Below are 17,995 nucleotides of genomic sequence, written 5' to 3'. Positions count from 1 at the left end.
GGAATGGACTATTGTTCTGGACTATTGTTCAATTTTTTCTACTGCACCCAAAGCTTTTAGAGAAGCTTTTTCAGCATCTGTCAAACCGCTAATACCTGTAATTTCCATCCCCTCATAAAGGCGCTTAGACTTTAGTTGCTTCAATCGGCTACAACTTCCCACATCCCAAAGTTGAATATTTTCATCTTCACTACCACTGGCAAGTAAATTACCATCAACAGTAAAGCTGACCGATCGAATTGGTGCTGTATGCCCGTGTTTAAGTGTATCTTGACAAATCCCGCGATCGGCATCCCATAACTTCACAGTCATGTCACCACTACCACTAGCAAGAAGGTTATCAATTCTCTGTGAGGATTCCTCACAAACAGGTCTGAATTTTACTGAGTAAATTTGTTTGGTGTGTCCTTCCAGGGTATACAAACATTTCCCCTTATTAAAATCCCAAATTTTTACTGTTTTGTCTTCGCTACCACTTGCGAGAATCTTTCCATCAGGACTAAATGCTACTGACCAAACAAAATTTTTGTGCTCTGTTAGAGTTCTGATACATTCTCCTGTATGAATGTCCCACAGTTTAATTGTAGTATCAGCACTACCACTAGTGAGTATAAGTCCATCAGGACTGAAAGCAATCGCCCATACTGAGTAAGTATGTCCTTCTAATATCCTCAGACACTGACCAGTATTGATATCCCAGATCCGAATAGTGTTATCTTCACCACAACTGACAACAGTTTTTCCATCTGGGCTGAAGATAACTTTCCATACCCAGTTACTGTGTCCTGAAAGGGTTTGAATACAAGTACTGTTATCAGTATCTCTAATATCCCAAAGCTTTACAGTGTTGTCTGCACTACTGCTAGCAAGAATTTGCCCATCTGGACTAAATGCCACAGAACGAATTCGTCCTTGATGTCCAATAAGAGAATGATACTCATAGGTATTTAAATCCCATAAGCCAATACTGCGATCGTCGCGACCACTAGCAAGAATGATTTTATTATCTGGCAGAAGTGGACTAAAAGCTACTGAATAAACGTCACGAGTATAGCCCTGCACTACATTTAAGCATGTTCCTGTTCCTACATCCCAAAGTCTGATAGTTTGATCGTCACTGCAACTTAGCAGGGTGCGTCCATCAGGGTTAAAATCGATCGCCCATACTTGACTTTCATGTCCCAGCAAATTAAACAAACATTCGCCAGTTTTGATATCCCACAGTTTAATTGTCCGATCTTGGCTGCAACTAGCAATTATGTTGCTGTTGAGGTCTGGACTAAATCGTACTGAATAAACTTGTTTTTCGTGTCCCTCAAGTGTGATTTGACACTCACCTGTATGGATATTCCATAATTTAACTGTATTGTCTTCGCCGCTACTTGCTACAGATTGCCCGGATGGACTAAAAGAAACAGACAAAACATCTCTACTATGTCCTGTCAAACTTTTGAAGAACTTTCCTGTATTGACATCCCAAAGTTTAACGCTGCCGTCAGAACTAGCACTGGCAAGAATATTAGGATTTTTAGGATTAAATGTTACCGACCATACCCAATCGGTATGACCCTGAAGGGTTTGCAGACATTTACCAGTGTTAACATTCCATAATCTAATAGTTTGATCTTCGCTAGCACTTGCCAAAATTCCACCATCCGGGCTAAATGCTACTGAGTAAATTTTATTCGTATGTTCTTGAAGTGTCCTGAGACACTCACCCGTACGGACATTCCATATTTTGATCGTATAATCTGCACTACCAGTAGCAATGATTTGGCAATCGGGGCTAAAAGCAAAAGCCCAAGCCCAGGTATTATGACCTTTATATATACGTAATTGTGTAGTATCTGAAGTTCGCCATAAACGAACCTCTCCATTAATCAAGCCTGTAGCAAAGTATTCTCCATTTGGACTAAATTTAACTGATACTAAGCTAGACATTGTTTCAGAAAATACTGAACCTGTAAGATCAGCATTATTAAAGCTGGTACGCTGCAGGTTAACATCTTCCAGATAAGCTTGCCAGATAGTTAAATCTGAAAAATCGCGCCCACTTAAATCTTTTGGAGATTTTTCTATTTGTAATTGGCGCAGTAAATTAATTAAGTTACCTGCAGCATAACCCTTTTTTCGCAAAGACTCCTCTTGTAAATTGGTGAGCATTCGCCGTAAATGAGATTCCAGTTCCCCCACACCAAAGATGTTATTTAGCTTTTGTTTGACTGGTTCTAGAATCAGCCGCTCTTGGGTTTTATGAATATAATCGAGGGAGCGTGCCTTCATTAAGGGATAGGTATTGATAAATTCTGTTGAATTCCCTTCGCTGATATCTTCCGTGGCTTGCTCTATCAACTTTTGTGTGACATATTCCATGACAACAGATTGCTGTCGAAAACGACTGCGACCTTTTTCTTTTTCAATTAGCGATCGCCGCAATAGTGATTCAACTGCTTCTAATATTCTAATCGCTGGCTCCGAACGAATTAAATCTTGTTGCAGTTCCTTTAAAGAAACGTATTCCCGATGAACTGCTAACCAGTACATCAATTGTTTTTCTAATTCTGATAAACGATTAAATTGCTGATCTAAAACGGCGCGAATATCTCCATAAACAGCTGTTTGTTGCTGAATTTGATTGAGAAATTCGGTGACGTTATTACTAAATAAATCATAGATTGTAGTGGCAACTATCTTCAAAGCCAAAGGATTACCAGAGTATCTTTTTAGTAACTCACTTAATTGACTTTCAGAACAAGAACATCCTTTATCTTGAAGAATAGCTTTTGCCTCTTCCATATCCAATCCCCTCAGTTGGGATACTTTGACTGGAAGATTTTTCCCTTCCAGTGCTGCTACTTCTTTGGGTTTTTCCCGGCTAGTTAATAGCAAACAACTTTCGTGGGCACTTTCTGCTACCTTTTTAAACAGATAGCCATATTTCTCATATCCTGGTTGGTACTCTCCTGCTCGCTCGAGGGCTTTACCTTCTCCACTACGCAATACAGATTCGACATTATCTAAAATTATCAAACAACGATTTTTTTGCAAGGCGTCAATTAGACGCAGTATCTTGGTGTTATCATCGTTTGGCAAATCAAGTTCTGTATCCTGGGGCAAAAAACGTAATAACTGAGTGAGAATATCTCCCAAAGATGGAGCATTACGAAGGGAACGCCAAATCAAGTATTGAAAATTTCCCTGTACTTTTTTGGAAATTCGTGCAGCTAAAACCGTTTTACCTATTCCTCCAATACCCAAGATTGTCACCAATCGACAGCGCGGAGAATCAATACCCTCAATCCATTGCTCTAACTCTACAAGCTCTTCATCTCGACCCCGAAAATCCGCAACGTCAACAGCTTCACCCCAGTCTTCACGCAGTAAATATTTATCTGCTTGACTTGTTTGTTCTTGGTATGAAGTTAATAGCCTTTGTTTAAGGTTATGCAGTTTTTTGTTACTGCTACCTTCGATATTAAATTTACGGTAGCATTCTCCTAGTCTTTTTCGTACCGCTGACTGGGATATTCCCAATTGGTCAGCAATTTCAGAACCTAAATTGTCTTTTAATGCCAGCATTAAAGCACTTAACTCAGTGTTTGTTACACCATTCCTCGCTGCTAGCTCTGTAATGAAATTTTCTGGCAGTTGGGACATATCGGCAGCGCTCATCATTTTCATACTAGCTCCACACAATATATCAATATGTGAGATAACACCTTATAACATGACTAAAAAAATTATAAAATAGTATGTATCTCACTTCACGGTATTCAATTTTTTAGGTATTTTTTTTAACCAAACTTTTTATTTGACACAAATTCTCTTAAAAGGCTTTATAAACTTGATATTTGATTATTAGCTTTGTTTCTTAATTGTTATTTTTTTGTCATATTTTATATTTGACAGTATAAAGTAATGCCTTGATTATACTAATATGAGAAAAGCTAAGGGATATAAAGATAAAATAATTTACACTAACCAATAAGACCCATCAGAAAATTTTATTTTTCTACTTGCAATTACTGTGAATGTGTACTATTTTATAAGTATGTTACATGTATGTGAGCTTGGTGTGAGAGAGGTAAGAAGAAGTAGCTTTACGCTTTTTGGCTGATATAGCTTTTATCTGTATATAACCAATTGTAGCGATCGCTGCTAACCGAGACAATAGCAAGCTATCGGAGAAATCAATTATGACCTTCTCACCATTTTCTGAGTTTTTTAGCAATTCTAATGCTATGAAAATGTATTTGGGTGTTGGGGATGTATCTGTGAAACCATCGTCTGCATTCAAGTTACAAAAGAAGAAAATACAAGGTATTTCTCCACAGAAATCATGCTTGTTCGAGTTACATCCTGCTTTTTCTCACATGACTGTATTATTGATGGAATCTGTCTTGTTAACTGGACATGGCGAGTTTATGACTCGTAGTAAAAAGGAAAATTATCAAACAGCAATTCAGTTTTCTGGACATATTAGTCATCGTTACCGTTTGAATCGTCAGGAAATCGAGGAAGTTCAAGTAATGTACGATAATATTTTGGAAAATTGGATTGCTTGGAAACAATCCCATAAGGGAAATATACCAGGACAAAGTACTAACTCGTAATTTGTAACTCTTTATTAGATTTCTGCAAGAATTTGAACAGGTTTATTGACGCACCCCATGGATTCAAATCATAAGCATAATGAGTTGGCGAATAATCTTCCAACTAAAAATTAAGTAAATTTGCAGAGACAATAGAATATCTACAACTAATTTTGGAGAAATTTGGCTTTCGATCGAACGAGAAGTTGACGAGCCGGTGAAGTGAATTAATCACTTACCGGTTTTTTAGTGACTTTTTTAATGTAAGGATAGTGCCATGAGGAATAACGATTTACTAGTAATGGTTTTAACAACAATTGCAATCCTCACTGTTGTTTATCTTCAATCTATTTACCTCAGGAAAATTAATACAAATGACAATACCCCTACGATTAATCCACAGCGATTAGCAAATATTTTCCCAAATAAAGGGGCTATATAGCCCCTGTAGGAAATATTCAAAATAACCGCCAAACTGAATAAAAGTATTTCTAACGATGAGTGCGCTCGAAAAATATTAGTACAAGTGAGTTGTAGTTAGTAAATTCATCGATTGCATCAAATTTACCAACTTCTATTTTTTCAAAGACTAACTATGTGGAGGTGATATATCAGCGATAGTTTTACAGTGCAAAAAGATAATTTAAAGTATTTACTGTGAGCATAGAGCTATGAATAAACATCAACATACCTACTTATTTAGATTTGTTTCCCATTTCATTAAATTCTTTTTGCTAGCATTATTTGGTCTGACAATTGCTTATGTAATGTCTGTGGTTTTTGATAGATCAGATTGGGCTAACACCTTATTCCCAATAGTATTTGATTGGATGCGGCGCTTGGGAATTATTCTACTTTGTTTAATAGCTGCAACTATGGTGGTTGAATCCCTGCGTTAAAAATATTGTTACTTGAGTTTACTGGTCAAATTTTCATTTGATTGCAATAGATCGTTTATCAGATTTTTTTACTACATCAATATTTTGGGTGTAATTTACATCTTAAGATCTTCTTAATAAGATGGTAGGACTGTCAAATTTATTTGTTAATTACTTTTCCGTAATTCCTACCATTTTAGGATATTTTTTTGTATGGTTATATTAATGAACTAATGAATTAAGTAGTAAAATTTATATATATTTACTAACAATATCAATAGATTTTATATATGAAATAAAATTTACGGTTTAAATGACTAATCCCATCCTTTCAACTCATCACTTGTACTGCGAATTAAACTACTAATTTGATTCCGATGATTTTCAAAATTAGCAGCAATTAAAATTAATATAATACCAACAAGTAAACCGAAAATCCATTTACTAAAAGGATAGGTATAAGTTAAAATTACTAACTGATAAATGGTTGTCATCAAGAATGTGGCAGTACCAACATAAAGAAAAGCCCTAACTCGCAAAGCTAATCCAGCAAATATTGAAACTATACTTAATATTCCGGGAATTAGTACTATACCTTGATTGAAGGTGGCAGCCCATCCACAAATTATAATTGTTCCTAATAATCTTAAATAATGTTTAGTTCTTTTATGTTCTATATCTTGTAATTGGGGATCGAATTGGGCAATATATAGCAATGAAAAACTAATTAAGCTAACATACCATAAAGGGTCTATAAAATGTAAACTTAAGAATAAACGCCATATTGCCCAATTCACTAATACAAGACTGATATAGCTTATACGAAAATTAACTTTTATTATTGTGAGAAAAACATAGTAACTGGCTACTATTAACAAAGTTAGTGGAGAGATATCAAATTTGGTTAAATATATAATAACTAGTGGCAAAATATATGCTAGGTTTTCCCAAGGTTTTTTTGACCAACCCCAATTTTCCCAAGGTAATATATAAACAAAGTAAGCTAATAGACAAAAAATTGCTGCTTGCCAAGGAATTAAAATACCACTAAATATTTTTCCTATCGGTGTATCCCATAAGAAAATACTAATTAAGCCCGCTTCTAATAAACCCAAATAAACCCAAATTTCCTCACCTCTAATATTCTTCCAAATAGGTTGAGAATTAGGATCTATTCGACCTTGGAAAATTGCATACCTAACTAAAAATACACCAGTTCCAAATCCTAGTATTTGTTGTTCAACTGGAATTGAGAGTGCTGATATGAGTAAAAAACTGCTCCACACCCAATGAAAATGGGATATAGTTTGTAACTCAACTAATGGTAAACGTAAATAATTCTTCAGCCAAGGTGATAAAACTCGGTAGCCATACATCATTGTAGTACCGAGTGCAGACATCACAATCAAAGCATCTCCGTAAGTTTCCCCTGAGGCTTGTGATATTTGGTAGAGTAGTAGTTCATATGCTGCGAGTGATACACCAATAATCCCCAGGTAGAGTAGTGGTTTTAATTTTTGAGTGCGTCGTCCTACACCGATGAAGATCAAAGCTACGGCTAATGAAGATAAACCAGTCCAATTATCAAAGGCTTGATAGCGCAGTAAAAGTCCAAATGAGCCATACACTAATGGTAAAATATGCCAGCGTTGGGGAAGTGCTCGTAATTGATGTTTTTGTCTCCACCATTCCCCAAATAGCTGGGTTATTAAGCCAAGGGTTATATTTGCAACTGTGATTTTGACGAGTGATGTTTCCCCAAATCCTAGTATTTGCGCAATAAATAATTCCAAACACCAAGCAATACCATAAAATGTCCAATTGCTAGGTGTATCCCAACTACGAAATGCTAACGCACCCAAATTTATTGCTATTGCAACTGGATATAAGAGTTTTGCTTCTGTTTGTCCTAAATAAACTAACAGGGTGTGAATACAAAGTAAAAATATTTCCGTACCGCACAACACCATTCCCCATTTGTCAGTAGCATCAGTGTATATTGCTGCTAAATGATTTTCTTGACGAGCTAGCGATCGGCGAACAACCCACAAACACAGAATAATTAATGCTCCCGCTAAAAACCAAGCTTCTACTAAAGATTTGGGTAGAACTTCCCACAACACACTTGCAAAAGAAGCGAAAATAAAGCCAACTGTAATTACTGCAAATTTTTTCTTTCTTAGATAGTTAGTGTTGATAAACATCAACCCAACACCAACTCCCAAACTTAATAATCTCGCATCATTCAAAGGTAAAGTTAATAACTGTGCCGCAAATAAAGCGGTCGTTCCCAGTAAAGCATTTGTATTGCGTTCCGCATCATTATGACCCAGTTTGTTGTAGCGAATAGCATTTACTGTGAGTGCAATTGGTGTTACCAGCCAGATTAATCCCCAATTCCCACTATTTACTTCTAATCCATACCACTGAGCTGGTATATCAACCCATAAAAGTACGAAACTTTCTGCGGCTAGCCCTAAACCAACGTACCACGCACTACGTCGCCATATTCCTTGACCAAGGCTACAAAACCACTCTGCAACCATTAAAACTAATAAAATAGCTACCCAATATTCTTTACTCAGGTTCGGTAAAAACAAATTTATTCCAGCACTCAGTGCAAGTATTCCAGTAATGTGGGTTAAATAAACAAGGTTGATATTTTTTTTATTTCTTCTGTGGGTTTGTTGGTTCTGTTTAGACCTAAAGCTATGCTTATAAGTAACGACTCCTAAAGTGATACTGGATAAAAGTAAATTCAGGAAACGTAGAGTTGGGTTTAATAATGAAGTAATGGTTAAGACTACGCCCAAATTTAAGGTTAATTGTTCGCCAAATTCTGCTAATTCTAGTTTTTCACGTTTGTATAATATATGTGAAAATGCCACCATGAAAATGATGTAAGGAAATAGAGCGACACTGAGTAAACTCCAAGGTTGAGAAATAGAACTGGTAACTTGAGTTGCAGTAGAAATAAGAGTCGTTTGTAATTCTGCAGGAATTAATCGCCAACCCAACCAAATCGTTTGCAAGCCAATTATAAAAATTGCTCCAAGGTCAAATTTTAAACTGTATATTCGTAAACGCCGATTAAATAACCATAATCCCAATCCACTGATGGCGATCGCCTGTTGGGGTTGATTTGTAACTGTCAGCAACCAACTCCCTATTAGCAAAGTACTACCAATTAATTGCCATGAGAAATTAAGGGTAGGAACTGTGGAAGATTTATTTACTTTGGTTTGAGGACGAAGTGTTAACCAATTAATTAACCAACCACAAATACCAATTGCTAAACCCAGCTGTGTGGGATCGATACGAACAACAAAGATGGCTCTTGCTAAAAGTACTAGTAAACTATAAATTACTACCGCAACGATTAAACCCATACCCAAAACAGATTTTTTATCTTCGCTTTGCAAGGGTATGAATATTTTTCGATTAAAAGCTTGAATAATAGTAGCTATAGTCGTTCCAATTGTGGCAATATAAATAGCTATTAAAGGTATCCCAGGAATTTCCCAACCCCAGTGCAAATAACTTAAAGCCAGAACATTTACCAAATATAATTTTCCTATAGGTAAATGTCCCGCAAATAGCCGATGATTGCAAAGTGAATTGGTAATAATTGTTAGAGATATGGCAGCGATCGTAACTGCAGTCCACTCTAAAGGATTATTCCACAAACCAAAACTATCTATTGCCCAAAAGTTTATTGGTATTAACAACAAGGTAATAGCAAGTAATGTCCCTGCAGTTAAGCGAAGGTTTTGCTGTCTTCCAGCCCAAAAACTTGCTCCCCAAAAAGTTAAAGTGTAAGCCCATAAAACTCCATATTGTCCAGGTGCAGGAAATTTGTCCCACTGAGTTGCTGCAAGTACTCCAGAAGACATAACTACTAGGAACATTCCCAAAAACAGCAACCAACGAACGCTGAACTCAGCTAGTAAAGATTGCAACATTACTGCAAATATATTAGGTGCTGCTAACCTTTGTGACGCTTCTGTGGGGTCGTTGTGAGCCTTAGTTGCTAAAGTTTGAGAAACCTTTGCTGACTTCTCTGGTGCTTTTTGGTTTTGAGTTCGTAGTATTGCTTGACATACCAAAAACTCTCGACATATATGTTTGACTTGAGAATCGGATATCAAACCTAATTTTAATAAACTATCGAGCCCCGATAGTAACTCAGGATGATTCCTGGGCAGTATAATTTCTAGATTATTTGGACTATCTGGACGCTCAAATTGCGATCGCATTTTTATGCATCCCGAATACTTTACATTAATATCATCTCTATGATGACAGTATTTTTTCAGTTTATCTGTGACAGTTGTTTTTTTGTCTGTATTTATACTTAATTATGTTTGTTGTTAGGGAATTAATAAAAAATACTTTTGTGGAAAGTTATAAAATTAGCAATAAATTATCGTGACATAAAATACTAAAACAAGCTAAATACGGTCAGTTACTCTATTTTTATTATTGATTGTAAAGGGTACTGATATGTGTCTGAATTTTCGCTGATATCAAATTCAAAATAAAAATCAAGAAGTGTAAATATTTTTTACATCAGTTCTTTTTTATATGTGTCACAGTCAATGTAAGTCCGGGAGTACACTTCAGCAAGTGGACAAAAATCTAAATAGCAGAAATTATACTGATAAAAATAAATGAATAAAACATTGTCAGTGTAATTTCGCGTGATTTACATCCTAGTGATTATTGTTTATTATGACTTTAGTTGCTATTTTTTTTACATTATATTATATAAGTTTTACATATTTATTAGTTTATTCTCCCATTTTTAATCTAAAAGACCGTCATTTTACTGGGAACTAAAGAAAAAAGTTAACATCTATTCTTCTCGGAAGTCGCGGTAACCAAAAAGATACGTGCTTCTACCACAAATAGTCTTATTGAAATTACTGACTACAGAAATTGCACTATCAAAATTTACTCTTATAAATAATGAATTACATAAAAACTTTAAATTTTGTCAAGAAAGTATCAATTACTGTTTTGAGTCTACTTGCGATCGCAACACTATCTGAGAAGCAAGTTGAAGCAGTTGTAATAACATTTGATGATATAGAAACAACCTATGGATTTGGTGCCGTAGAAAATGGTTATGGTGGTTTAAATTGGGTCAATTTTGGATACGTAAATCAGGTATTTCATCCTGGTTCTGGTTACGAGAATGGTTTAGCTTCGGGTGACTATACTGCGTTTAATTGGTATGCAAAACCAGCCGAAGTTACAGGCGATTTATTCGATTTTCAAAGTACTTTCCTTACTGCTGCTTGGAATAATGGATTGAATATTTTGGTAGAAGGATTTTCAGGGGGAATATTGAAATATTCACAAAATGTGGTTGTTAACCCCAGCGAATCCAAGCAATTTATTTTTGACTACATAGGGGTCGATAGAGTGAAATTTACTTCATCAGGAGGAGTAGACGCAAACCCTAACGATAATATTGTAGGTAGAAATTTTGTAATGGATAACTTTACTTATAGCAAAAGTAATTCAAGCATTACGCCGGCGACTCCAACTCCAGTTTTCCAACCTGGAGGAAATATAGCAGAAGTTCCAGAACCGATTTCAGTTCTAGGTTCGCTGCTTGCTTTGGGTTTTGGTGGTGTTTTCTATCGACAATATTCTCGAAAGTCACTTTAATTATTCATTCCAATTTGTGAAGATTTTATCTCATTGGCAAGTATTCCCACTAGGTTTAATCTAGCAACAATATCTGTGGCTTGTATTAGTTCGTTACGAGTAACTTTACCTAACCGTGCAACCATAACTATACCTTTACAGTAAGATGCAATTATTCTTGCATCGACTGTACCAAGAAGATGTGGGGTATCAAGTATTACCAAATCGTACTTATCTTCAAATAACTCCAATAATTCCTTCATCCTGGCGGAACTTAAAAGTTTCACGCTATCTTCAGGAAATGGTCCTGCTGTTAAAACATCAATTGCGGGGTGTGCGGGCTGAATATAGTCCTGTGGTTGAACGTCACTATCATCCTCGAGTAACAGCGATAAACCCCAGTCATTAGAAATTTTCAAAGCATTATGAAGATTGGGATTACGGAGATTAGCATCAATTAAAAGCACTCGTTTATGCATTCTGGCTGCACTCATCGCGATTCCCATAGCCAATATTGATTTTCCTTCACCCTCAAGTGCTGAAGTTAACATGAGAGATTTGAAAGGTAAAGGAGATTTGAGGATTTGCAGATTTTGGAAAGCCATATCTAAGCTTTCGTGGGATGGGAAAAAAGAAATTGTTTCTACAAAACTTGGATCTGTAATTTGTCCATTTTTAAATGGTAGGTTAAAAAATTTCTTAATTTTTCGCGGAGGTAAAAATTTTGGGATAATACCTAATAAACGAATATTTGTGAGTTTACTAATTTCTGCAGTGGAATAGATGGCGTCATTAAATTGCTCACGAATTAATGCTGCTGCAATACCCATACTTGGACCAATAACTAATGCTCCAAACAACAACATTAATCTACCGCTACCCAAGTAAATTCCCTTTTCTGGCTCTTCTAATATTTGCCAATCAAACCCTCCTTGGGCGATTTGCAAACCTAAAGATTGGCGAGCTTGTAAAAGTTGCTCTAAGGTTTGACGATGGGTTTCTACTTCAGGTAAAAGTCGATTATATTCAGCGATTAAGGTCGGGTAACGACTGAGTTCGGTACGAATTTTTTCGGCTGATTGACTGAGGCTTTTTTCGTTTGCAATCAGTCCCAAATAAGTTGTATGTAACTGAAGCAACTCTTCTACTAACTTGATATCAACTCCTGCCATTTGTCCCTTAGTGAGGAGTTTATTAGGATTAATCTTATTTTGGAGCGCAGTTGCAGTTTTAGGAAGAGTTTCGATTGCTGTTGTAATTTCAGTTTTTAAGTTTTTCTTATCACCTAAAGTACGTCCAACTTCTTGTTCTAACAGCGCAAGTTGATTTTTTCTTTTCTCCTCCAGGTTTTTGACTTGGGGTGAATCCTGTGTATAACGCAGTCTTTCCTGAGCTAAAGCTAGTTCAGTTTTTTGAATTTCATTCAATAGGGTTTGATAACGAGTTGACTCGCTTAATCGAGAAGAAACTAAAGCATTTCGGGGTGATTCTGCGACTTTTCTTTCTAAATTTCGGTACCGTGCTTCTACGTCCTGAAGCCGAGCGCGAGTATTTTCAAGTTGTTGTTGGGTATTTGCTAAGGACTCCAACAAAATTTGTCCCTGTACCTGTGGATCGAGTAAATTGTGCTTGCGTCGGAATGCTTCTAAATTTTTCTCAGCTTTGACAACAGAGTTTTTGATTTCGGGTAAACGACTGTTAACAAAACCAAGCCCTTTATTCAATCGCTCTTTCTGCTGTTCGATATTATAATCTTGGTAAACTTTTTGTAGGGCTTGTAGTACTTTTTGAGCTTTAATCGGATCGTTATCTTTATAGGAAACTTCGAATACTTGAGAAAGAACTTTATTTACTCCCGATCCCCCTTCAATCCTTTTAACTTCTAAAGGACTACTTTGACCTTTTTTACCTTTAATATCTTCCACTTCCATGTCATATTCAGCAGGAAGCAGTTCAACAGCTTTTTTGATTAATTTCTTACTCAGCATCAGTTGTCTTTGAGCTGTGTAATCAACTACTCGAAAATTAGGATCGGCAAAATCTCTTTCGTTATCTCTTTGATTATATGGCGATCGCACACCCTGATACAGATTAGAACTCACCATGATTTGCATGTAGCTTTGATATGTAGGTTTTGCTATGAAGGCTAATGCAGATGCAATTCCCAACACAACTCCAGAGAAACCTAATACCAACCAACGTCGGTGTCCCAATATAGTAAAAAACTGTTTTAAATCAACCGCACTTTGTTGTGGATAAGCGGTTATTGCAAGTTGCTTTTGTCTTAAACCTGTATCAACCACCACAAAAACCCTCTAGTATCGCAACAATTTAAATACAAATACAAAATTCGGAATAATTTTTGCAATTATTCTTAAATTGACATTGAAATGCAATCACCCCGACAAAAAAATCACTTTCTTAAAAATTGTTATCCGAACAGCCTTGTATGTGCAAGTCCCAAATAAAGTTTTGATTTTTTCAAAGATTATGAGTTTATCTTCGATTATGAGAATAACATTGTGCTGATAAATATTATCTATTGTAATTTGATTGAAACTGACATTTGTTACTCATGATATTTAGTTTAGCTTGGTGTTTACGAGATATATAGAAAATAGTTTAAACTTTGTAATGGGGTTAATTTCCTGAGTTTTGTGCTTACACAGGAAATTTTAAATATTTTACCTACTTCTAAATGTAAAGCATTGATTTTCATTAAAATTTTCATTTAGAAATAAATGATACTTTTCACGTATATTTTCCAATTATTGAATTATCTGAACCATCTGAGATCGCAGACAAATTTCAATGAAAAATAAATTAAATTGAATTAAAAATTATGAGAAATCATCAAACATCATAGGCGCTAAATATCATGCTGTGTGGATAATAACTTTTAAATGGTAAATCTAAAGACAATAGTTTACATAAATAACATATAATTGGTAATTTTTTAGTTGATTCTTAAATTTATATTCAGATGCAAAGAATCTTAGCTGTAATTGTGTTTATAAGCAATCTCAAAATTAAAAAATTAGCATGTAGTATTCCTGGATAATAGTGATATCAAGCTACTTGTGGCTTATTAACTATTTCACAGATTTTTGGTAAATAAAAATATCTTATTCTTTTTCCTTTATCAATTATAAAATGGTTTCATAATTAGCAAAATGTCAGTAATGACATTTATTGTTATCCCCTAATTACTTATTCCCAAATTAATATATATACTTTGAAAATTATGATAATATTTTTTACTAACAAAAAATACCAATTAGTGGTTGCTTGGTGCTCCAAAATTATTCAGTTCAACTCTAAGAAAAAGGTGAATAATTAAAAAGGTTGTAGGTTTAGAAGAAGCTTGCACTCCTCCCAAACTATAGCCGCCATAATATCAATCAATTAATCAATCAATTAATTATCTTAAGCAATTTTATCAAGCCATATTTTTGAGAATTGGGTAACCAAAAGTCTTAAGCTGTGGAAAGGTTTTTATTGAAGCTAAATACCAATCTTTAAAGGAGATATTCGATAAATATTCATCGTCTTTCCTTATACTCTTATGATTTTGAAGTCTCATCCTATTTCCACCAATATTATGATGCTCATTTTTCCAAAACTCAAACTGGTCTTTTTCAAAATTAAGACCCAATTCTTGCATTAGTCTTTTGACCTCTTTCTCAGTATCTTGAACTATATTTTCATATTTAAGTAAATGGTAATTATCCAGTCCACTAAACTCAGAAAACCACTTTGAATTAACCTTTTTGTAGTTTTTTAATGCATTAAAAAAGTTATAAGATTCATCATTCAATTTAAGACCTTTTCTCCTTACGCTGTATGCAACTGCACGAGGATCTCTCACAAGATGAATTATTTCAACAGCAAACTTATTTGATTTTAAAAATTTAACAAGTCTGGGATAACTTTTAGAACTATCACAGAAAATAGTTTTTTCTGATACCTCAAGAATTGCTTCAATCAATTTAAAGTTAGATTCTTCAAAAACTTCTATCTCTTCAGATTCAATATTTGCACCGATATTATATTTATCTGAATCTATTTTGCTTAAAACAGCTTCCCAATAAGCACAATCTTTTATATTCTTTTTACAGGTACAAACTCGTTCAATTTCACCTCGTCCTGGGGGTCGTTCGGAGATATAGTCATGTAAGCGATCAATTTCACCTCCACTTTCTATTTCACTGTGGGAGCCAAGAATTAGATCGGTTAAAGTGCTACCACTATGTCCGGAACTTAAAATATAGAGAATTTTAATGGGGTTTTTCATCCTAGTAACATAATACAAAAACATATCAAGTCTAATGCGAAAATCTTACAAAGCTTGAGCTACAAGCAAAGGATGGCAATTAGCACTTGAGGGAAAAACAAGTAACTGTTGTTTTGGGTTATAATACCATCTGTTAGTAGAAAAATATTTTCAAAGTATTATCCTTTAAGAATAATATTGCCGATTAATTTAGTTATGTGAAGAGTAAGTAAAGTAGCTTGTAATGTATCAATCATAAGGTATAAAGCAAGAGGTATAACTTTTATATTTTTTTGGTAATTGCGTTCTAAATGTGCAATTATAGTTTTTCAAATAGAGTTTTGAAATTAAATTTTTTGAATTAGAGTTTTTAGATCGGAATTTCTAATTGTTTCTAATTAAATTTCTTTCATTAAAGATTGTTGATAACTGTACGTTCGCTTATTTTGGAAGGAAGAGAGGAATTAATACCTGATTAGGTAAGGGAAAAACGGCGTCGAGGATCTGATTGTACCGTTACTATGTAATACGTGGAGAAAGCTAAAAGAGAGCTACGGTGTAATACATGGTAAAAGAGATCAAAATCTTCCGTGTATTACATGGCAGAAACTAAATTCATTTAGATGTGTTACATAAGCCCGAAATTTTCCTTGTAATACATGGTAAGGCGACCTAGTGTAAACAAACAAAAAAGTTAGAAAATAACTCTTGGGGATAGATATTAGAATGACTCCGACTGAGATTTTCTTATGTCATGATACAGATATAATATTGAATAACCATTGGATGTCGTAAGGCGTTGGTCACTATGCAAGGCGTTATGCCATTTGTGCTCTACTTTGTTTAACAACATTGGATGTCGTAAGGCGTTAGTTATGTATTAAATTATTGTGTAGAAGAACAAGACAAGGATATAAATTTTCCAACTTTTTTGTCTTTAAAAATGTTGTTATTAAATTTATAGCTTCTTAATAAGGTAAATTTTCCAACTTTATTTCTTTTGTTCTTGAAATAGATAACGTATTTACTAGGATTACAGTCCCTGTTCACGCAGTGCGGATGAAATTTTCCAACTTTTTTGTTCTTCTACATTGAGGGGGTTAAGCGATGGCAGGATGGATTGATTGAGTTTGCTTTGAGACGCACTGCGTGAACAAAAGACAGGTTAAATATTTGATACGTTAAAGTTCCAGGGGCTTACTCACATGATGACCCCAAATTACGAAAATACTGGGAAGACAAAGCCACATTTCAGCGATTTCCAGATTTGTTAAGAATTATCAAACCCTCTTGTTACAAGGGTTTTTATGTCATGAAATATTAAAATGAGAATTGCTGAGATTACCCCTGATTAGTTGTTAGCCAATCCACAATTGCCCTACCTACTGCTTGCCCACCTCTTGTACTCCAGTCAATTACATCAGGCACAGGAACGTGGATGAAATAGACTTCAGCTAAAACTGCAGCTCGAACATCAGTATCTTCTGCGCCACTTAAAATTCCCAGGCGTTGACGTGGATTGCGTCCTCTCGCGATACGATCTCGTATACCTAATTCTGTCGCAATTTCTGCACTCATAATTTTTGAAAGGATTAAGTCTGCAGAATCTGCTTTATGATCATGAACCAGTACCTCTGCTCCTTGAGCAGGTACTGAAGCACTGTTGTGGTGAATCGAACAAAACACGTCATATCCAGCAGATCGTTTTCCTAATCTGTACAAACTTGCAACTGCATCTGTGATATCGCAAGGTACACCAGCTTTCTTAATAACACGTTGTGCTGCTTTTGTTGCAATTTGATTCAAATTATACTCATTTTTAGAGTTGACACCAATGGCACCTGGATCAAATATTCTACTGGGTAACTTGCCATGACCAATCTCAAGAAGAACACCATTTTTCTTCCAAATTACGTTTGGGTCTGGTGAAAAGTTGAGAAGTTCTGATGCTTCGTCAAAAAGGCTTGTAACCTTGTCCACATAAATCTGCTTTGCAGCAGAAGCACCACCTATATAACCAGCGAAGGCAATAAATTCTATATACTCTTCAGGAGAAGAAATACTTGTACGCCATCCAGAATACACAGGTCGCTCAATAAAAATCCAATATCCATCAACAGCATCTTGAAGGGTTTCAAACTTGCAATATATGTCTGCACCATCACTGGCTTCATAGGATACAGGAATTGCTATTCCACTCATTTCAGGACGATATTTCATGCCAAATGGATTACTATGCAATTTGAATAAATCAGACTTACCTCGTCCCGATTCAAGAATTGCTTGGGCGAGTTGTACTTTCTTGAGATGTTGGAATTCAATCTCAGTATCTTTGAGGATAGTCACAAAATCACTCCATTCAAAAGCCATTTCTTCTCTCCTATTAATACTTCACCTTACTTCTCTATCAAATTAAAAGAAATTTGTATTCTTCTCCTTCCAAAATGAGAATTGCTGAAAAATATTAACTGTGATTGATTTAGCTACTCGTCTTCCGGTGGAGATTTGGTTGACAACTAAAGCTTAACGAACGACGCGCGGCATCTAGCAGCTAGCGGTTTGGACGCATCCTGCGGATGTTCGGCTACGCCGCGTCA

At 35.3% G+C, this 17,995-nt stretch carries 8 protein-coding genes; 3 read left to right on the top strand and 5 right to left on the bottom strand.

Annotation, left to right across the window (positions count from 1 at the left end):
- Positions 1-21 precede the first annotated feature (21 nt).
- On the bottom strand, positions 22-3,675 hold the full coding sequence (locus QNJ50_RS02645; protein WP_300631693.1) for an NB-ARC domain-containing protein: 3,654 nt from the start codon (positions 3,673-3,675) through the stop codon (positions 22-24).
- Positions 3,676-4,196: 521 nt separating this feature from the next.
- Between QNJ50_RS02645 and QNJ50_RS02640 the strand changes: the two genes are divergently transcribed.
- The gene (locus QNJ50_RS02640; RefSeq protein ID WP_300631692.1) at positions 4,197-4,613 is read left to right on the top strand and encodes a hypothetical protein; all 417 of its coding nucleotides are present in this window, start codon (positions 4,197-4,199) and stop codon (positions 4,611-4,613) included.
- A gap of 650 nt (positions 4,614-5,263) precedes the next feature.
- Positions 5,264-5,491, top strand: coding sequence for a hypothetical protein (locus QNJ50_RS02635; protein ID WP_300631691.1), 228 nt, complete (start codon positions 5,264-5,266; stop codon positions 5,489-5,491).
- A gap of 296 nt (positions 5,492-5,787) precedes the next feature.
- Here the strand turns inward: QNJ50_RS02635 and QNJ50_RS02630 are convergent, their stop codons facing one another.
- Entirely contained in the window at positions 5,788-9,726 is a 3,939-nt protein-coding gene (locus QNJ50_RS02630) for a DUF2157 domain-containing protein (RefSeq protein ID WP_300631690.1), read from the bottom strand.
- A 712-nt stretch (positions 9,727-10,438) separates the two neighbouring features.
- Between QNJ50_RS02630 and QNJ50_RS02625 the strand changes: the two genes are divergently transcribed.
- On the top strand, positions 10,439-11,146 hold the full coding sequence (locus QNJ50_RS02625; protein WP_300631689.1) for a PEP-CTERM sorting domain-containing protein: 708 nt from the start codon (positions 10,439-10,441) through the stop codon (positions 11,144-11,146).
- Here the strand turns inward: QNJ50_RS02625 and QNJ50_RS02620 are convergent.
- From QNJ50_RS02620 to QNJ50_RS02610, 3 genes are all read right to left on the bottom strand, one after another.
- Complete coding sequence (locus QNJ50_RS02620) at positions 11,143-13,431, bottom strand: polysaccharide biosynthesis tyrosine autokinase (protein WP_300631687.1); 2,289 nt, start codon at positions 13,429-13,431, stop codon at positions 11,143-11,145. The genes QNJ50_RS02625 and QNJ50_RS02620 overlap by 4 nt on opposite strands.
- Before the next feature lie 1,133 nt (positions 13,432-14,564).
- Positions 14,565-15,419 (bottom strand): sulfotransferase, encoded by an 855-nt coding sequence (locus tag QNJ50_RS02615; RefSeq protein ID WP_300631686.1) that lies wholly within the window; start codon positions 15,417-15,419, stop codon positions 14,565-14,567.
- A 1,320-nt stretch (positions 15,420-16,739) separates the two neighbouring features.
- Positions 16,740-17,768 (bottom strand): glucosaminidase domain-containing protein, encoded by a 1,029-nt coding sequence (locus QNJ50_RS02610; protein ID WP_300631685.1) that lies wholly within the window; start codon positions 17,766-17,768, stop codon positions 16,740-16,742.
- Between the last annotated feature and the right edge of the window lie 227 nt (positions 17,769-17,995).

It is taken from the genome of Mastigocoleus sp. MO_188.B34, assembly GCF_030065675.1.
In the GTDB taxonomy this organism is placed as follows: Bacteria; Cyanobacteriota; Cyanobacteriia; order Cyanobacteriales; family Nostocaceae; genus Mastigocoleus.
This window is presented reverse-complemented; position numbering and strand designations above follow the sequence as displayed.

Excerpts from the sequence above, each read along its gene's own strand:
- QNJ50_RS02645 (WP_300631693.1), bottom strand. The coding sequence starts at position 3,675 with ATGATGAGCGCTGCCGATATGTCCCAACTGCCAGAAAATTTCATTACA.
- QNJ50_RS02640 (WP_300631692.1), top strand. The coding sequence starts at position 4,197 with ATGACCTTCTCACCATTTTCTGAGTTTTTTAGCAATTCTAATGCTATG.
- QNJ50_RS02635 (WP_300631691.1), top strand. The coding sequence starts at position 5,264 with ATGAATAAACATCAACATACCTACTTATTTAGATTTGTTTCCCATTTC.
- QNJ50_RS02630 (WP_300631690.1), bottom strand. The coding sequence starts at position 9,726 with ATGCGATCGCAATTTGAGCGTCCAGATAGTCCAAATAATCTAGAAATT.
- QNJ50_RS02625 (WP_300631689.1), top strand. The coding sequence starts at position 10,439 with ATGAATTACATAAAAACTTTAAATTTTGTCAAGAAAGTATCAATTACT.
- QNJ50_RS02615 (WP_300631686.1), bottom strand. The coding sequence starts at position 15,419 with ATGAAAAACCCCATTAAAATTCTCTATATTTTAAGTTCCGGACATAGT.
- QNJ50_RS02610 (WP_300631685.1), bottom strand. The coding sequence starts at position 17,768 with ATGGCTTTTGAATGGAGTGATTTTGTGACTATCCTCAAAGATACTGAG.